Here is a 15,631-nt window from a genome sequence, read left to right as displayed (position 1 = left end):
GTCGAGCAGCAGCTGCTGCTCCTCGGCGAGGGACTGCAGCGTTCCCATCGCCGACTTCAGTACGGCCTTGGTCGACGACTCGGCATCCGCGCGGACGTCGGCGAGGTCGCCCTGGTGCCGCGCGTTGAGCGCGGCGATCTGCCCCTGCTGCTGGGCGAGCTGTCCCTGGGTCTGCCCCAGGCTTGCTTCCAGATCCTTCCTCGTTCTGCGGAGAGCCAGATTGGTTCTCCGCGCCCTCATCACTGCGAACACCGCAGCGATGAGCACTACCAGCAAGATCCACAACAGTGGATCCCGGATCAATGACGTCATGAGACTCTCTTCAAGTCGCATCGCGCCGGGAGTGCGGAAGGTCCACCGATCCGTACGGGGCGACCCGGCCGTCGAACGGCTCGGGTCCACGGGTGGACCACACCTCACTCCTTGGCGATGGGGCCTTAGAGACTGTCCCCCGTACGCGTTCATGACGCGCCGTCAGTCTGCTGAAAGTCCAATGATCTTATCAGCTACATATGTGCAAAACGTATGCGGCATGCATCACCCAGTGACCCTCACCAGACCCTCACACGCGTGCCTTCCGCAGGTCACCGGCACGGAATGAGCGCTGCCGGATCCGGAGGAAACCGGGCCGAAACCAGCAGGGAACCCTGGCGGAACTCCGGGTGGAACCGCGGGCGGAACCGGGAGGGTGTCAACCCGGTTCCGCCCGCGGTTCCACCCCGCCGACGGGTCGTCAGGGGGTGGCGATCAGAACGCGTCGAACCGTACGCGGTCACTCTCCCGGTCGGAGAGGAACGACGCAAGGGCGCTCCCCTCCTCGGCGACGGCGGCCCGGTCGGCCCGGGAGAAGCGGCGCAGTGGGGTGACCGCCACGGCACCGTCCTCGAACTCCCAGGTCGCGGCGGCCCGTCCGTCGACCAGCACCACCCGGGCACCGGTGACCGACAGGCCGCGGTGCGCGTCGTCGACGACGCGCCCGCGGTCGTGGTAACCGAGGACCGCGTTGTCGAACGCGGGCAGGAACCGCACCGGCGCCGGTGTCGCGGCGTCGGGGCGCGGCAGGCCGGGCAGGTCCAGCAGTTCCCGGCCCCGCTCGTCGCGGAACGACACCAGTTCCCCGCGCATCGCGGCGACCGCGGCCGGCAGCCCGGCCAGACCGGACCATGCGCGCAGATCGGCCGTGGCCGCGGGGCCGTACGCCGTCAGATAGCGCCGTACCAGTGCTCGGCCCACCGGGTCCGAGCCGTCCGCGGGGAGCGGGTCGACGTCACGGCCCAGCCACGAGGCGACCAGGGCGTTGCGCACCCCGCCCTTCGTCCGCCACACCCCGCGCGGCGGCAGCTGCACCACCGGGATCAGAGCGGCGAGCAGTATCTCTCCCAGCGCGCGCGACCCCGGCTCCGGCCAGCGCCCGGCGAGCTCCCGCGCCAGGGAGCCCATCGAACGCGGCTCTCCGTCGGACATCAACTCCTCACCCGCCGCCTTGAGCTCACCGAGATCGATTCCGGCCAGCTCGCGGCGGTAGACGCCGAGGACCCGCTGGCGCAGCATGGCGTCGTGCCGGGCCCGCCAGGCCAGCAGGTTCTCGGCCGTGACGAGATGTACCGTCCGGCGCATCAGATGGGCCCGCACCACCCGCCGTCCCGTCAGCAGCCCCGACAGCTCCGACGCCTCGAACCCCCGCAGCCGCGACCAGAGTCCGACGAACGGCTCCTGCGGTTCCTGCGCCTGCAGACCCCCGAGGTGGGCCACGGCGTCGAGCGCCGGCAGGTCGGCGCGGTCGAGCAACAACTGCCGGGCGAGCGTCGCACGGTTGAGTGCCCGGACGTCCAGCACGGTCACTGGACGACCCCGCAGCACGCCGGCACCTGATTCGTCACGATGACACCGCTCCTTTCGGCTTCCTTCGGTTCCGTACAAGAGGCAGGCCGCATGAGAGGCAGGCCGCGCAAAGGGCGGGGCCGGACCCGAGGAGAGGCCGACCCCGCCCGCCCGTCAGCTCGACGTCCGCCCGTCCAGCGTCTCGCGCAGGATGTCCGCGTGCCCGGCGTGCTGGGACGTCTCCGCGACGAGGTGCGTCAGCACCCGGCGCACGCTGCGCACCGCTCCCGGCTCGTTCCACGGCGCCTCGGGAAGCGGGTGCGCCGCCGACAGGTCGGGCACGGAGGCGATGACCTCCTCGCTCCGGGCGGCGACCCGCTCGTAGCGCGCGAGGATCCCGGCCAGGGTCTCGCCGGGCAGCATCCGGAAGGCGTTGTGGTGGTCGATCGCCCACTGCGGGATCTCACGTGCGGTACCGGCCGCGAGGTCGGCCCAGGTGACACCGTCGGGCAGGTCGTGGCGCATCGCCGAGGGCCCCTCGAGAACGAAACGCATCCACCCCTCCTCGATGGACGCGACGTGTTTGACCAGCCCGCCCAGGCACAGGGCGCTAGCCGTGGGCCGCTCACCCGCCTGCTCGTCGCTCAGCCCTCGCGTCGTGGCGGTCAGGGCGGAGCGGGCGGACGCGAGCGAGGCGAGCAGGTCGGCCCGCTCCTCGTCGGCGGCGGACCGGGAAGCGCTCGCGGCTGCGGTGCCGGTGCCGGTCGTGGTGGTGCTGTCCGTCGTGGTGGTGGTCATGGTGAAGAAGCCTTCCGGGGTGTGCTCGTCGTCCTGCGGTACGCGACCACCGTGACAGCCGTAGAGGTCAGGATGTGTCCTCTACCCGAGGCACCATGGACGCCATGCCGAAGACATCAGCGCGACTGCTGGCACTGCTCTCCCTGCTCCAGGCGCGCCGGGACTGGCCGGGGGCGCTGCTGGCCGAGCGGCTGAACGTCAGCCCCCGCACCGTGCGCCGCGACGTCGACCGGCTGCGCGAACTCGGCTACCCCATCGTGGCCGTCAAGGGCCCCGACGGCGGCTACCGGCTCGGCGCCGGCACGGACCTCCCGCCGCTGCTGTTCGACGACGAGCAGGCCGTCGCCCTCGCGGTCGCGCTCCGGATCGCCACCACCACCGGCGTCGGCATCGAGGAGGCCGCGGTACGCGCGCTGAACACCGTCCGCCAGGTGATGCCGGCCCGGCTGCGCCACCGCGTCGACACCCTCCAGGTGACCGCCGTCGAACGGCCGGGAGCCCGCCCGGACCCCCAGGTCGACAGCGGTGTGCTCATGACGCTCAGCGACGCGGTCCACGCCCGTGAGGTCCTGCGCTTCGACTACACCCCCGCCTTCCCGCCCCACGCCGTCGCACAGGACCCTGCGGGACCTCCGCCCCGCCGGGTGGAACCGCACCACCTCGTCACCCGGGGCGGGCGCTGGTACCTCGTCGCCTGGGACCTGGACCGCGAGGACTGGCGCACCTTCCGGGCGGACCGGATCACCCCACGGACCCCCACGGGCCCCCGCTTCACCCCGCGGGAACTGCCCGGAGGCGAGGTGTCCCGTTTCGTCGCCGCCAGGTTCCGGGGCTCCGACGGGTCGGGGGAGTGGCCCTGCCGCGGCCAGGTGATCCTCGGTCTGCCCGCCGCCGAGGTGTCCCGTTACGCCCGCGACGGAGTCGTCGAGGAACTCGGCCCCGACCGTTGCCGGCTCACCCTGGGCGCGTGGTCATGGGCAGGCCTCGCCGCTACCGTCGGCCTGTTCGACGCCGACATCGAGGTCGTCGGCCCGCCCGAACTCAAGGCCGCCTTCGCCCTCCTGGGCCGCCGGTACACCGCCGCCGCGGCTGCCCCGCCCACCGCGGCTGCCGCCCCCGCACTGTACGGCGGGCCCGCCGCGCCCCGAAATTCGTTGGACAACCCACCGGCAGCGGACGAGCGTTGAGGGCATGCAGCAGCAGGACATCTGGGACGCCGACGCCGCACAGCGCTACGACACACCAGGGACCGGCATGTTCGCGCCCGAGAACCTGGGGCCGACCGTGGACCGGCTCGCCCGGCTCGCCGAGGGCGGAGCGGCGCTCGAGTTCGCCGTCGGGACCGGCAGGGTGGCGGTTCCCCTCGCCGAGCGAGGTGTTCCCGTCACCGGCATCGACCTGTCGCGCCCGATGGTGGAGCAACTGCGCACCAAGGCGGACGAGGTGACGGTCCCGGTGGTCATCGGTGACATGGCGACCACCGTCGCGCCGGGGGAGTACCGCCTCGTCTACCTCGTCTACAACACGATCTCCAACCTGCTCACCCAGGCCGAGCAGGTCGAGTGCTTCCGCAACGCGGCCCGCCACCTCGTTCCCGGCGGCCGGTTCGTGATCGAACTCTGGGTGCCGGAGCTGCGCAGGCTCCCACCGGGCCAGGCGGCCACGGTCATGCGGTCCGAATCCGGCTACATCCTCCTGGACACGTACGACGTGCCACACCAGCGGGTGGTGTCGCACCACTTCCGGTTCGACGGGACCCGGACGGCGCGGCTGGACCGCACCCCGCACCGCTACATCTGGCCGGCCGAACTCGACCTCATGGCTCAGCTGGCCGGCTTCGGCCTGGAGAGCAGGCACGCGGACTGGACCGGCGCCCCCTTCACCGCCGAGTCGCGCTCCCACGTCTCCGTCTACCGCTTGCCGCCCGCGCACCCGGCCGAGCCCTCGAACGAGCCCGGGAGACAGCCCCGCGCGGAGGATTCCGGACGGTCCGTGACATCCGCCCCGTGACATCGTGGTGCCATGAGCATCGATGTGCGCCCGGCCTCGGACTTCGACGGCGTCCGCGCCGTGCTTGGTCCCAAGTCTCCGACGGCCAACGTCTGTTGGTGCCTGATCTACCGCGTCCCGTCCAAGCTCGACCAGGAGATCCGCGGGCCGGCCCGCGGGGAGTAGCGTCGCCGAACCGTGCCGTACTTCGCCCCCGCCCGGAGTGCTCGCCCACGCCGACGACGTACCGGTCGGCTGGGCCGCGGTGGCGCCGCGCTCGGCCACTTCCTTCGCCCGCAACCGCAGGATCCCGCACGTCGACGACCTGCCGGTGTGGTCGCTGTGGTGCATCCGGGTCCGCCCCGGTCACCGCGAGCAGGGCATCTCGCACGCCCTCATCGCCGGCGCGGTCGAGTTCGCCCGCGCCCAGGGGGCACCCGCGATCGAGGCGTACCTCCTCGACAACGGTGGCGCCGGGGTCGACCTGACGATGGCCCATGCCGGCGTCCGGAAGAACTTCGAGCGCGCCGGGTTCGTCCAGGCCGCCGACACCACCTCGGTACTGGCCGGACATCCCCGGATCCTGATGCGTCTCGACCTGCGCCCGGACGGCCCCGGAGCGACGGCGGTCCGACAGCATCGCAGGGTGCCCGGTCAGTCCGTCCGCGGGTCCGTGACGTGGGATCTGCTGCTCAGTCCGTGCAGGACCATCGACCGGGCGGTGCGCACCGTGGTGTCGAACGAGTCACGTTCGGGATTCCACCACTCCGCCGTCCAGTTGAGCGCTCCCATGACCAGCCGCTGCGCGGTGCGGAGATCGAGGTCCGACCTGATCTCGCCGTCGGCGTCCGCGTCCTGGATGAGCCCTCGCCACAGCGTTCCGTACTTGGCCTCCTCGGCACTGTGGCGCGTGCGGATCTCCTCCGGGATCTGGCCGGAGTTGCGGATGACGGCGGTGGCGAAGTCCGAGAGCTGGAGGGCGACATGCAGGTGCGCCTCGACCGCGGCGCCGAACCGGTCCATCGGCGGCGTCCCGGCCGGCAGCGCGTCGAGGACCTCGGCGACATGCTGGTGCAGACGCTGGACCGCCACCCGGGCCGGCGCGGCGGCCTGACGGGCGCACTGCCGCACCCGCGCACGGCACCGCACGGCGCGACCCGGCGGCGCGACACACCACCGACCAAGGAGAAACCCCTGTGAGCACCCTGGACATCCTCTCCGCCGACGAGAGGTTCGTCGTCGAGACCGTGCGCGACTTCGTCACCAAGGAGGTGAAGCCCGTCGTCCAGGAGCTCGATCACACCAACACCTACCCCGAGGCCCTGATCGAGCAGATGAAGCGGCTCGGCATCTTCGGTCTGGCCATCCCCGAGGAGTACGGCGGCACGCCCGTGTCCATGCCCTGCTACGTCCTGGTCACCGAGGAACTCGCGCGCGGCTGGATGAGTCTGGCCGGAGCCATGGGCGGACACACCGTGGTCTCCAAGCTGCTGCTCCGCTTCGGCACCGAGGAGCAGAAGCGCCGCTACCTCCCGCGCATGGCCACGGGCGAGATCCGGGCCACCATGGCCCTGACCGAACCCGGCGGCGGTTCCGACCTCCAGGCCATGCGCACCGTCGCCCGCAAGGACGCCGAGGGGTATGTCGTCAACGGCGCCAAGACCTGGATCACCAACTCCCGGCGCTCCCGGCTGATCGCCCTGCTGTGCAAGACGGACCCGGAGGCCGACCCCGCGCACCAGGGCATCTCGATCCTCCTGGTCGAGCACGGTCCCGGCCTCACCGTCTCCCGCGACCTGCCGAAGCTCGGCTACAAGGGCGTCGAGAGCTGCGAACTCGCCTTCGACGACTACCGGACACCGGCCGACTCCGTACTGGGCGGCGTCGAGGGCCAGGGCTTCGCCCAGATGATGAAGGGTCTGGAGACCGGCCGCATCCAGGTCGCCGCGCGGGCCCTCGGCGTGGGCAGGGCGGCCCTGGAGGACTCGCTCGCCTACGCCCAGGAACGCGAGTCCTTCGGCAAGCCGATCTGGAAGCACCAGGCCATCGGCGGCTACCTCGCCGACATGGCCACCTCGCTGACGGCGGCCCGCCAGCTCACCCTGTACGCGGCCAGGGAGGCCGAGGCCGGGCGCCGGGTGGACATGGAGGCCGGCATGGCCAAGCTGTTCGCCTCCGAGACCGCCATGGAGATCGCCCTCAACGCCGTGCGCATCCACGGGGGTTACGGTTACTCGACCGAGTTCGACGTCGAACGCTACTTCCGAGACGCGCCTCTGATGATCGTGGGGGAGGGCACCAACGAGATCCAGCGCAACGTGATCGCGGGCCAGCTCGTCAAGCGCGGCGGTCTCGACGCCTGAGAGCGCGAGCGGGCGGACCGGCGCCGGTCCGGCCACGGAGGGCCGGCCCGGCACCGGGCCGGCCGGTGTCAGACCCCGACGCCGAAGTCGGCGGCGATTCCGGCGAGCCCGGAGGCGTACCCCTGGCCGACGGCACGGAACTTCCACTCGGCGCCGTTGCGGTAGAGCTCGCCGAAGACCATCGCCGTCTCGGTGGAGGCGTCCTCGGAGAGGTCGTAGCGGGCGATCTCCTGGTTGTTCGCCTGGTTGACCACCCGGATGAAGGCGTTGCGGACCTGGCCGAAGCTCTGGCCGCGGTTCTCCGCGTCATGGATCGAGACCGGGAAGACGATCTTGTCGACGTCGGCGGGCACACCGGCGAGGTTCACCTTGACGGACTCGTCGTCGCCCTCGCCCTCACCGGTGAGGTTGTCCCCGGTGTGCTCCACCGAACCGTCCGGGCTCTTCAGGTTGTTGTAGAAGACGAAGTGCTGGTCGGACGGCACCCTGCCGGAGGTGTTGAGCAGCAGCGCGGAGGCGTCGAGGTCGTAGTCGGTGCCGGTGGTGGTGCGTACGTCCCAGCCGAGGCCGATCACGACCGCGGTCAGGCCCGGGGCCTCCTTGCTGAGAGAGACATTGCCGCCCTTGGAAAGGGAAACTCCCACTTCGTACTCCTTCTTCGGTCGTTCTCGGTGGTTGTTGAACGTTTGCGACGCTCAGGACGTTCCGGGCCGGGTGCTCAGTTGCGCGAGTTGCCGAAGAGGATGCGGTAGGCGATCAGCAGGACGAGCGCGCCCGCGATCGCCGAGCCCCAGGTGGCGGCGTCGAAGAACTCCCGTTGCACCGGCCGGTCCAGGAACTGCGACGACAGCCAGCCGCCCAGGAAGGCCCCCGCGACGCCGATGACCGTCGTGCCGATGAGCCCGCCCGGATCGCGCCCGGGCAGGATGGCCTTGGCCACCGCCCCTGCGAGCAGTCCCAGCACCAGCCATGCGATGACGCCCATGACGCCCCTCCTAGTCGTGTCGCCGTGCCGCGCCTGCCGGTGCCGACGGTGCGGCACGGCGGGCGTCCGTGCGGGGCAAGCCTAACCTCTACAATTCTGTAGAAGATGTGGGGTGGGGTTGTCGTACGGCGAGAGGTCCCGGCCGGCGCCCATGGCCACCGGCGGGACGAACGGGGGGTGGGCCGAGCGCATGACGTGCCCGGCCCGCCCCGTGCGGTCAGCCCTCGTCCTCCGCCTCTTCCTCCTCGAAGAAGTCCCCGACCTCGTCGACGACTTCGGCCGCGACCATGCCGCCGACGACCCCCACGGCCAGTCCGGCCGCACCCGCCGCGACGACCGTCCCCATGCCGGGGCCGGAGCGCTGCCCGTCGTGGTGGTGCCCGTGGTGCCCGGCGTACCCGTGATCGCCGTGCGAGCCGTACGCAGCCCGGTGCTCCACGAGCCGGCGCAGCCACTCGTCGACGATCGCGTTCCAGTCCTGGTGCTCGACACCGTTGTGGGAGACCGTGAACCGGTTCACCGCGTCGTGGCCGGAGGAGAGGAGCCCGCCGCGCTTGTCCGCCTCCAGTACGACCTCCATGCCGCCGGGACCGGCGAGGAACGTCACCTCGATCTCGGTGATCCGGTGGGCGTACTGTGCCCCCGGGGTCAGCTCGATCTCCTGGTAGAAGGGCAGCTGCTGGCCGGTGCCGCCGATACGGCCGTACTCGAGATCGGCGGACCGGAAGCCGAACCCGAGCGCGCCGAACGCCTCGAGGATCGCTTCCTGCACGGGCAGCGGCCCGACACTCAGCCGGTCCAGGTCGCCCTTGTCCCTGGCGCCGGCCACGGCGAGCTCGGTCCGCACGCCCAGGACGATGCCCAGGTCCTGGCCGTGGAGCTCGGTGACGGGGGTCTCCCAGGGCAGCGCCACGGTGAACGGGACGCTCCGCGGTTCGCCGGCGCCGAGCCGGAAGCCGCCGCCCACGGTGAACCGTTCGAAGGCGACGACGCCCTCGCTCTCCCCCTCCTCGTGCTCGGCCTCGACCCGGGCCACCAGCTCCAGCGTGATGTGCTCGATGTCGAAGTCGGCGTCACCGCCCTTGAGATGGACCTGCCCGGTCAGTGCGGCTCCGGGCCGGGGCGCACCGGGGTCGAGGACCGTGTCGACCGTGGGGCCGCCCACGCCGAGCGAGCCGAGCAGTCGTTTGAACACCATCGCGGCGTCCACTCCTTCACGTGCGAGTGTTCCGTAAGAGCAGTGCCGCACACCTCCGCGGACGCACGGCACAGGCCTTCTACAGGCATGTAGAAGCATAGGGCGGCGATGTCCGGGCAGACGCGTACTCGGTGCCGACACGGCGGGAATGGCCGAAAGTGGGCACCCGCGACGCCGGTGGAAACGGGGCCTCCCTCATTGCCGCCGCACGCGATCGCGAGGGTCACCTGTCCACGGGTTCGGGTTTACCCGGACGTCGGCCGCGGTTACGGTTTCACGGGACATTACTCTCGTGTCACTTCCGCAACTCCTGTAAGAGGTGTTCTGCTCTGTCTGGGTTCCCGAAGGAAGGAATCGTGAACGAAACGCTGCCCTCGCGCAGCCCCGGGGAGACGGACGGGCCGCCGACGAGACCGAACAGAGAGAAGAACCGCACCGGCACCGCACCGGCCGGCGGCAGGGCCGGCGGGGAGACCCGGTCGGCGAAGCCGCGGGACGCGCTCTTCGACAACGCCAAATACCTGGCCATCGTGCTGGTGGCGGTCGGTCACGCGTGGGAACCACTGCGCAGCGAGAGCCGCACCGTCACGGCCCTCTACACGCTGGTCTACGCCTTCCACATGCCGGCGTTCATCATCATCTCCGGCTACTTCTCGCGCAGCTTCGACTGGAGCCCGGGGAAGATCAAACGTCTGATCACCGGCGTCGCCGTGCCGTACATCGTCTTCGAGGTGGCGTACACCTTCTTCACCCGGTGGAGCGACAACGAACCGGACCGCTCGATCAGCCTGCTGGACCCCCTGTATCTGACGTGGTTCCTGGCCGCTCTGTTCATCTGGCGGCTGACCACCCCGATCTGGCGGGCCCTGCGATGGCCGCTGCCCATCGCCCTCGCCATCGCGGCCCTGGCCACCCTCGCCCCGTCCATCGGCAAGGACCTCGACCTTCACCGCACCCTGCAGTTCCTGCCGTACTTCGTGCTCGGCCTCTCACTGAAGAAGAAACACTTCGAGATGGTGCGCCGTCGGGAGGTGCGCATCCTGGCCGTGCCGGTGTTCGCGGGCGCGCTGATCGTGGCCTACTGGGCCGTGACGCGGATGAACTACGCCTGGTTCTTCCACAACTCCAGTGCCGAGGATCTCGCGGCGCCCGCCTGGTACGGGCCGGTCATGACACTGGCGGTGTTCGGCTGCTCGACGGTCCTCGTCGCCGCCTTCGTGGCCCTCGTCCCGCGGCGCCGGACATGGTTCACCGCGCTGGGCGCCGGCACGCTGTACGGGTACCTGCTGCACGGCTTCTTCATCCAGGCCGCCAACCACTGGCACTGGTCCCACAACGACTGGTTCCACACCCCGCTCGGCACGATCACCGTCACCGCGATCGCTGCGGTGGTCGTGACCGCCCTGTGCACCGCACCGGTGCGGCGGATCTTCCGCGCCGCGTTCGAGCCGGAGATGGACTGGGCCTTCCGGCGGCAGCCCCCGGCGCAGGAACAGGCGCAGGTGCCGAAGGAGACGCCGGTACCGACACCGGCGCCGCATCAGTCCCGCTGACGCCCGAGGGGCGTACGCATCCTGCTTTCGCGGGCTCGTACGCCCCTCCTGTGTACTCCGCCGGTGACCGCGGGGCCGAACAGGGCCGTCAGAAGACGACGACCGGCTTGATCGTCGTCCCGTCGGCCGAGTCGGTGAAGGCCTCGTTGATGGCTTCGAACTCGTAGGTCCTCACGAGCTCGTCGAAGGGGAAGCGGCCCTGCTGCCACAGTTCGACGAGGTGCGGGATGAAGACCTGCGGGACCGAGCTGCCCTCGATGACGGTCTTGAAGGTCCAGCCCTTCAGCAGGGACTCGCCTATCTCGAAGGGAACCGTCGTGCCCGCCGCGGCGGCGCCGACCAGGACGATGGTCCCGCGGATGGCGAGGGCGTCCAGCGCCTGCGTCAGCAGCCCCGGTACGGCGGTGGTGTCCACGACGAAGTCCACCCCCTTGCCGCCGGTGATCTTCTTCAACTCGGACACGACGTCGGTGCTGCCGGAGTTGATCGTGTGGGTGGCGCCGATCCGCCGGGCCAGCTCCAGCCGGGAGTCGTGCAGGTCCACCGCTACGACCGTGGTGCAGCCGGCGACCTTGGCCGCCATGACGGCCGCCGAACCCACCGCCCCGGCCCCGAAGACCACCAGGGACGTGCCCGCCTCGGGCCGCAGCTCGTTGAGCACCGCTCCGGCGCCGGTCTGCAGGCCGCAACCCAGCGGGCCGAGCTTCTCCAGGGGCGCGTCCCGGGGAACCTTCACCACGCTTCGTTCCACGACATTGGCGTAAGTGGCGAAGGAGGACTGTCCGAAGAAGTGGGAGGACACGGCCTCCCCGTTCGAGGAGAGGGCAGTGGTGCCGTCCGGGCGCCGGCCGCCGAAGCACTGGTCGTAGGCGTTCTCGCAGTACATCGGCTTGCCGCTCAGGCACTGTGCGCAGACGCCGCAGGACGCGGCCGACAGGACCACGTGGTCCCCGGGCGCCACGCTGGTGACCGCACTGCCGACCGCCTCCACGACCCCGGCTCCCTCATGGCCGAGGACCGCGGGCAGCGGCGTCGGATACACCTGGTCCCTCACGATCGCGTCCGTGTGGCAGACGCCGGTGGCGACCATCCGGACCCGGACCTCGCCCGGACGGAGATCATCCAGTTCGAGCTCCTCGACAGCAAACGGCATCGACTTGCCCCGGACTACGGCGGCGGTGACGTTCATGGTGCAAACCATCCCTCTCTGTGCAGATCCAACAGATAGTTGAACCGTAAACTAATCTGAGGGTGAATGCGAACCGGGACCCGAGGATCCGAACCCGCGAGGGCGAAGCGGGTCACGGGTGCTCCGGCCTGCCACGGCCGCGAACAGGCCTTCGAGACCGTCGATGATGAGCTCGAGACCGGGGGGCGAACTCGTCGGCGCAGGCACGCGCTGGAGCGGGGCTACGAGGTCGTGGGTGTCTGCCGGTCGTGCGTGTCTGCCGCGAGAAGAGCATGCCGAAGCTGGACGAGTCCGCCGGGCGGAACACCGTCGTCGCGGTGCCGACGGACGACCGCGCGGTCGCCGGCTGCGATGCGGTGCTGACGGTCCTGGTGCCCTGGGGGTCCTGGGCTGCGCGAGCAAGACGGCCCAGGCGGTGCTCGACCTGGCACCCGCGGGAGCACGGCTGGTGTTCTCCTGCGACCGGCACATCACACGCGACGGCAAGGACGTGTATGCGTTGGAACTGCGTGCGTTCGTCGCGGTCTTCGGCGTCCTGGCGGGGCCGGCGCGTTTCGCCGACCCGCGTGACCGGGCGGAGGCGTGCTGCCGCGTCTTCGTCGGCTACACCTGCTGGACCGTGGTACGCGGGAGCGGCCCGGAGGAGGGCGAGAGCCGAGGGCCACCGGCGTGGAGCCGGCACGTCGGTGACCCGGTCCTCGCCGACGACATCACCCGCCGGGTCGACTTCGCGCTGTTCAGGGCGGAGGCGATCACCGACGACGAACCGGTCCACGAGGCCCCGGCGATCGTCGGCTGCCGGACACCCGTGGCCCGCGCGCACGCCGGGCGGCCGTGAACGCGGCCCGGGTGCGGGAACGCCCGGTCCGCCCGTTCGCCCCGCCTCCCCGCCGGGCCTGCCTGTCCGCTCCTCCCCACGGGTCGGTCCGTCCTTCGCGTCGTCGTCACGTCGTCACGTCGTCTGCCGGGACGCCTGCTGCTGCGAGCCGGTGCCGCGCGTGCGGCGCGCACGGGCACGCAGCACGGTCTTGAGCACCTCGCCGGTCCACAGGATCGCCGAGCCGACGGCAGCGCACGCCAGCCACTGACCGGGAGTGAGATCGATGGTGGTGAAGAAGCCGTGCAGCGCGTCGGTCTCGACGATGACGATGAGCAGGGCGATCACGGCGCCCGTGGCGACGAACGCGGAAGTGTTCTGCAGTGTTTCCCGGCTGAACACGCTGCGGGTGTCGTGCCGCACGTTGAGCAGGTTGAAGACCTGGAAGAACACGAAGGTCACGAAGGCCATCGTGCCCGCGACGGTCGCCTCTCCCAGTTTCGGCTCGGGGCCGGGGGCCCAGATCAGCACCGCCAGCGTGCCGGCCGCCATCACCGTGCTCGCCAGCAGGATGCGGGTGAGGCGCTGCCTGCTGAGGATCCGTTCGTCGGCCGGGCGGGGCTTGCGCTTCATCGCGTCCGGGCTGACCGGGTCGACGCCCAGGGACATGGCGGGTGGGCCGTCCATGACCAGGTTGACGAACAGGATCTGCAGGGCGGTGAACGGTGCCCCGCCGGACAGCCCGGTCAGTGAGGCGATCAGGAAGGTGGCCACGAAACCCAGGGCGGTGGAGACCTGGAACCGGGTGAACTTCACGATGTTGTCGTAGATGCCGCGGCCCTCGCGGACCGCGGACACGATGGTGGCGAAGTTGTCGTCGGTCAGCACCATCGTGCCGGCCTCCTTGGTCACCTCCGTCCCGGTGACACCCATCGCCACCCCGATGTCGGCCTTGCGCAGCGCGGGCGCGTCGTTGACACCGTCACCTGTCATCGCGACCACGTCACCGCGGTCCTGCAGCGCCCGGACGATACGGATCTTGTGCTCGGGGGACACCCGGGCGACCACGCCCACCTCGTCCAGCCGCTCGGCCAGGGCGGTTTCGTCGTCGATACGGTCCAGCTCGGCGCCCGTCACGGCGGCTCCGGGGATACCGAGCTCGCGGGCGATGGCGCCGGCGGTCACCGCGTGGTCACCGGTGATCATGCGGACCCGGATTCCGGCGTCGATGCACTCGGCGATCGCCGTGCGCGCCTCCGGGCGGGGCGGGTCGACGATGCCCACCATGGCCGTCAGCACGATCCGGTCGAGGAGATCCTTGGGATCCTGGGGGGCTCGGAAGCCGTCGGCGGGGAAATCCTCCATGCCCAGCGCCATCACCCGCATGCCCTGCTCGGCCAGCGAGGCGTTGCCCTCGTCGAACCGACGGCGGGCCGCGTCGTCGAACGGCAGGATCCCCTCCTCGCCCACGAGGCGGTCCGCACGGCCCGCGAGGACGTCGGGAGCACCCTTGACGAAGCACCGGACCACCGCACGCCCGGAGTCGTCCGTCCAGTCGTGGAAGGTCGCCATGAACTTGTAGTCGGAGTCGAAGGGGACCTCCAGCCGCCGCGGCCGCTCCTGCCGCAGCCCGGTCACGTCGATGCCGCCCTTCTCGGCCAGGACCACCAGGGCGCCCTCCGTCGGGTCGCCCACGACCTCACCGTCGCGGATCACGGCGTCGGTGCACAGACCCATCGCGGTCAGTGCGTGGTCCAGGGTCTGCGGCAGAGGCTGTCCGTCGGTGGTGCGGATCCGCCCCTCGGAGGAGTAACCCTCGCCGGAGAGGGTGAGCCGGCGGCCGGCCAGCAGCATCTCCCGCGCCGTCATCTGGTTCAGCGTCAGCGTGCCGGTCTTGTCCGTGCAGATCTGGGTGGTGCTGCCGAGAGTCTCGACCGACGCCAGCTTCTTGACGATCGCCCCCTTCTTGGCCATCCGGCCCGTGCCCATCGCGAGGGTGAACGCGACCACCGCGGGCAGGCCCTCGGGGATGGCCGCCACCGCCAGCGACACGGCGCTGATGAACAGGTCGCCGAAGTCCTGCCCGCGCACCAGGCCCAGGACGAACACCAGGGCGATGACCAGCCCGGCGATCAGGGCGAGGGTACGGCTGAGCGTGTCGATCTGACGCTGCAGCGGCGTCGGGCCGGGCTTGGCCGAGTGCAGCATGTCGGCGATGCGGCCGGTCTCGGTGCTCATGCCGGTGGCGGTGACCGTGACCTCGCCGCGGCCGCGGGTGACGGCGGTGTTCATGAACACCGCCGTCACCCGGTCGGCCAGCGGGGCGTCCTCCGCGACCTCGGCACCCGCGTCCTTGGCCACGGCCTGTGCCTCGCCCGTCAGGACGGACTCCTGCACCTCCAGGGAAGCCGACGTCAGCAGCCGTCCGTCCGCGGGCACCCGGTCGCCGGGCGCCAGGGTGACCACGTCCCCGGGGACCAGTTCGCCGGCGGCCAGCTGCATCAGACGGCCGTCACGGCGGACCGTGGCGTGAGTGACCGTCATCTCCCGCAGGGCGTCAAGCGCCGCCTCGGCGCGGGACTCCTGCACGAACCCGATCGTCGCGTTGAGCAGCACCACCACCGCGATCGCGATCGGGGTCTCCCACTCCTGGGAGACCACCAGGCTGACCACGGCGGCCACCAGCAGAATGATGATCAGCAGATCCTGGAACTGCCGGAGAAAGGCCCGCCACCGGGGCTCACGCGGAGCCTCGTCCAACTGGTTCGGCCCGTGCTCCGCCAGCCGCCGGGCGGCTTCGTCCGACGAAAGTCCCACACCGGGGTCGACCTCGAGCCGGGCCGTTGCGTCGGTCGGGGGCAAAGCATGCCAGGGCAGGGGTGGGGCGGAAGCGTCGGAAGGCAACATTGCTCCATTCT

At 70.9% G+C, this 15,631-nt stretch carries 13 protein-coding genes and 2 pseudogenes; 6 read left to right on the top strand and 9 right to left on the bottom strand.

Annotation, left to right across the window (positions count from 1 at the left end; translation table 11 throughout):
• The 3 genes and pseudogenes from AOK11_RS29915 to AOK11_RS29905 all read right to left on the bottom strand — a co-directional run.
• Positions 1 to 312: pseudogene (locus AOK11_RS29915) on the bottom strand (ATP-binding protein); the annotation flags it as partial.
• A 435-nt stretch (positions 313 to 747) separates the two neighbouring features.
• Entirely contained in the window at positions 748 to 1,842 is a 1,095-nt protein-coding gene (locus tag AOK11_RS29910) for a winged helix DNA-binding domain-containing protein (protein ID WP_055596830.1), read from the bottom strand.
• Positions 1,843 to 1,995: 153 nt separating this feature from the next.
• Positions 1,996 to 2,619 (bottom strand): DinB family protein, encoded by a 624-nt coding sequence (locus AOK11_RS29905; protein WP_079035171.1) that lies wholly within the window; start codon positions 2,617 to 2,619, stop codon positions 1,996 to 1,998.
• Positions 2,620 to 2,723: 104 nt separating this feature from the next.
• Between AOK11_RS29905 and AOK11_RS29900 the strand changes: the two genes are divergently transcribed.
• From AOK11_RS29900 to AOK11_RS29890, 3 genes and pseudogenes are all read left to right on the top strand, one after another.
• Positions 2,724 to 3,806, top strand: a complete 1,083-nt coding sequence (locus AOK11_RS29900) for a helix-turn-helix transcriptional regulator (protein ID WP_079035173.1) — start codon at positions 2,724 to 2,726, stop codon at positions 3,804 to 3,806.
• Between the two features lie 4 nt (positions 3,807 to 3,810).
• Complete coding sequence (locus tag AOK11_RS29895; RefSeq protein WP_079035170.1) at positions 3,811 to 4,629, top strand: class I SAM-dependent DNA methyltransferase; 819 nt, start codon at positions 3,811 to 3,813, stop codon at positions 4,627 to 4,629.
• Between the two features lie 12 nt (positions 4,630 to 4,641).
• A pseudogene (locus AOK11_RS29890) lies at positions 4,642 to 5,212 on the top strand (GNAT family N-acetyltransferase); the annotation flags it as partial.
• A gap of 50 nt (positions 5,213 to 5,262) precedes the next feature.
• Here the strand turns inward: AOK11_RS29890 and AOK11_RS29885 are convergent.
• The gene (locus tag AOK11_RS29885) at positions 5,263 to 5,739 is read right to left on the bottom strand and encodes a TetR-type transcription factor C-terminal domain-containing protein (RefSeq protein WP_240497543.1); all 477 of its coding nucleotides are present in this window, start codon (positions 5,737 to 5,739) and stop codon (positions 5,263 to 5,265) included.
• A gap of 65 nt (positions 5,740 to 5,804) precedes the next feature.
• On the opposite strand from AOK11_RS29885, the gene AOK11_RS29880 reads away from it, so the two are divergent.
• Complete coding sequence (locus tag AOK11_RS29880) at positions 5,805 to 6,971, top strand: acyl-CoA dehydrogenase family protein (RefSeq protein ID WP_055596829.1); 1,167 nt, start codon at positions 5,805 to 5,807, stop codon at positions 6,969 to 6,971.
• A 68-nt stretch (positions 6,972 to 7,039) separates the two neighbouring features.
• Here AOK11_RS29880 and AOK11_RS29875 read toward each other — a convergent pair whose 3' ends face one another.
• The 3 genes from AOK11_RS29875 to AOK11_RS29865 all read right to left on the bottom strand — a co-directional run bounded on the left by AOK11_RS29875 (position 7,040) and on the right by AOK11_RS29865 (position 9,154).
• On the bottom strand, positions 7,040 to 7,615 hold the full coding sequence (locus AOK11_RS29875) for a TerD family protein (protein ID WP_055596828.1): 576 nt from the start codon (positions 7,613 to 7,615) through the stop codon (positions 7,040 to 7,042).
• Between the two features lie 74 nt (positions 7,616 to 7,689).
• Entirely contained in the window at positions 7,690 to 7,956 is a 267-nt protein-coding gene (locus AOK11_RS29870) for a GlsB/YeaQ/YmgE family stress response membrane protein (RefSeq protein ID WP_055596827.1), read from the bottom strand.
• 217 nt (positions 7,957 to 8,173) lie between these two features.
• Positions 8,174 to 9,154, bottom strand: a complete 981-nt coding sequence (locus AOK11_RS29865; RefSeq protein WP_055596826.1) for a sporulation protein — start codon at positions 9,152 to 9,154, stop codon at positions 8,174 to 8,176.
• 356 nt (positions 9,155 to 9,510) lie between these two features.
• Here AOK11_RS29865 and AOK11_RS29860 point away from each other — a divergent pair, with 356 nt between their 5' ends.
• Complete coding sequence (locus AOK11_RS29860; RefSeq protein WP_240497542.1) at positions 9,511 to 10,707, top strand: acyltransferase family protein; 1,197 nt, start codon at positions 9,511 to 9,513, stop codon at positions 10,705 to 10,707.
• Between the two features lie 88 nt (positions 10,708 to 10,795).
• Here AOK11_RS29860 and AOK11_RS29855 read toward each other — a convergent pair whose 3' ends face one another.
• Entirely contained in the window at positions 10,796 to 11,896 is a 1,101-nt protein-coding gene (locus AOK11_RS29855) for an NAD(P)-dependent alcohol dehydrogenase (protein WP_055596825.1), read from the bottom strand.
• A 415-nt stretch (positions 11,897 to 12,311) separates the two neighbouring features.
• On the opposite strand from AOK11_RS29855, the gene AOK11_RS29850 reads away from it, so the two are divergent.
• Positions 12,312 to 12,734: a hypothetical protein gene (locus AOK11_RS29850; RefSeq protein WP_206188954.1), complete on the top strand. Its 423-nt coding sequence runs from the start codon at positions 12,312 to 12,314 to the stop codon at positions 12,732 to 12,734.
• Between the two features lie 114 nt (positions 12,735 to 12,848).
• On the opposite strand, the gene AOK11_RS29845 is transcribed toward AOK11_RS29850, so the two are convergent.
• The gene (locus AOK11_RS29845) at positions 12,849 to 15,620 is read right to left on the bottom strand and encodes a cation-translocating P-type ATPase (RefSeq protein WP_055596824.1); all 2,772 of its coding nucleotides are present in this window, start codon (positions 15,618 to 15,620) and stop codon (positions 12,849 to 12,851) included.
• Positions 15,621 to 15,631 lie beyond the last annotated feature (11 nt).

The organism is Streptomyces hirsutus (assembly GCF_001418415.1).
GTDB lineage: Bacteria > Actinomycetota > Actinomycetes > Streptomycetales > Streptomycetaceae > Streptomyces > Streptomyces hirsutus.
This window is presented reverse-complemented; position numbering and strand designations above follow the sequence as displayed.

What these genes read in the sequence shown, in the direction of transcription:
- AOK11_RS29845 (WP_055596824.1), bottom strand. Translation starts at nt 15,620, where the DNA reads ATGTTGCCTTCCGACGCTTCCGCCCCACCCCTGCCCTGGCATGCTTTG.
- AOK11_RS29870 (WP_055596827.1), bottom strand. Translation starts at nt 7,956, where the DNA reads ATGGGCGTCATCGCATGGCTGGTGCTGGGACTGCTCGCAGGGGCGGTG.
- AOK11_RS29905 (WP_079035171.1), bottom strand. Translation starts at nt 2,619, where the DNA reads ATGACCACCACCACGACGGACAGCACCACCACGACCGGCACCGGCACC.
- AOK11_RS29855 (WP_055596825.1), bottom strand. Translation starts at nt 11,896, where the DNA reads ATGAACGTCACCGCCGCCGTAGTCCGGGGCAAGTCGATGCCGTTTGCT.
- AOK11_RS29895 (WP_079035170.1), top strand. Translation starts at nt 3,811, where the DNA reads ATGCAGCAGCAGGACATCTGGGACGCCGACGCCGCACAGCGCTACGAC.
- AOK11_RS29865 (WP_055596826.1), bottom strand. Translation starts at nt 9,154, where the DNA reads ATGGTGTTCAAACGACTGCTCGGCTCGCTCGGCGTGGGCGGCCCCACG.
- AOK11_RS29900 (WP_079035173.1), top strand. Translation starts at nt 2,724, where the DNA reads ATGCCGAAGACATCAGCGCGACTGCTGGCACTGCTCTCCCTGCTCCAG.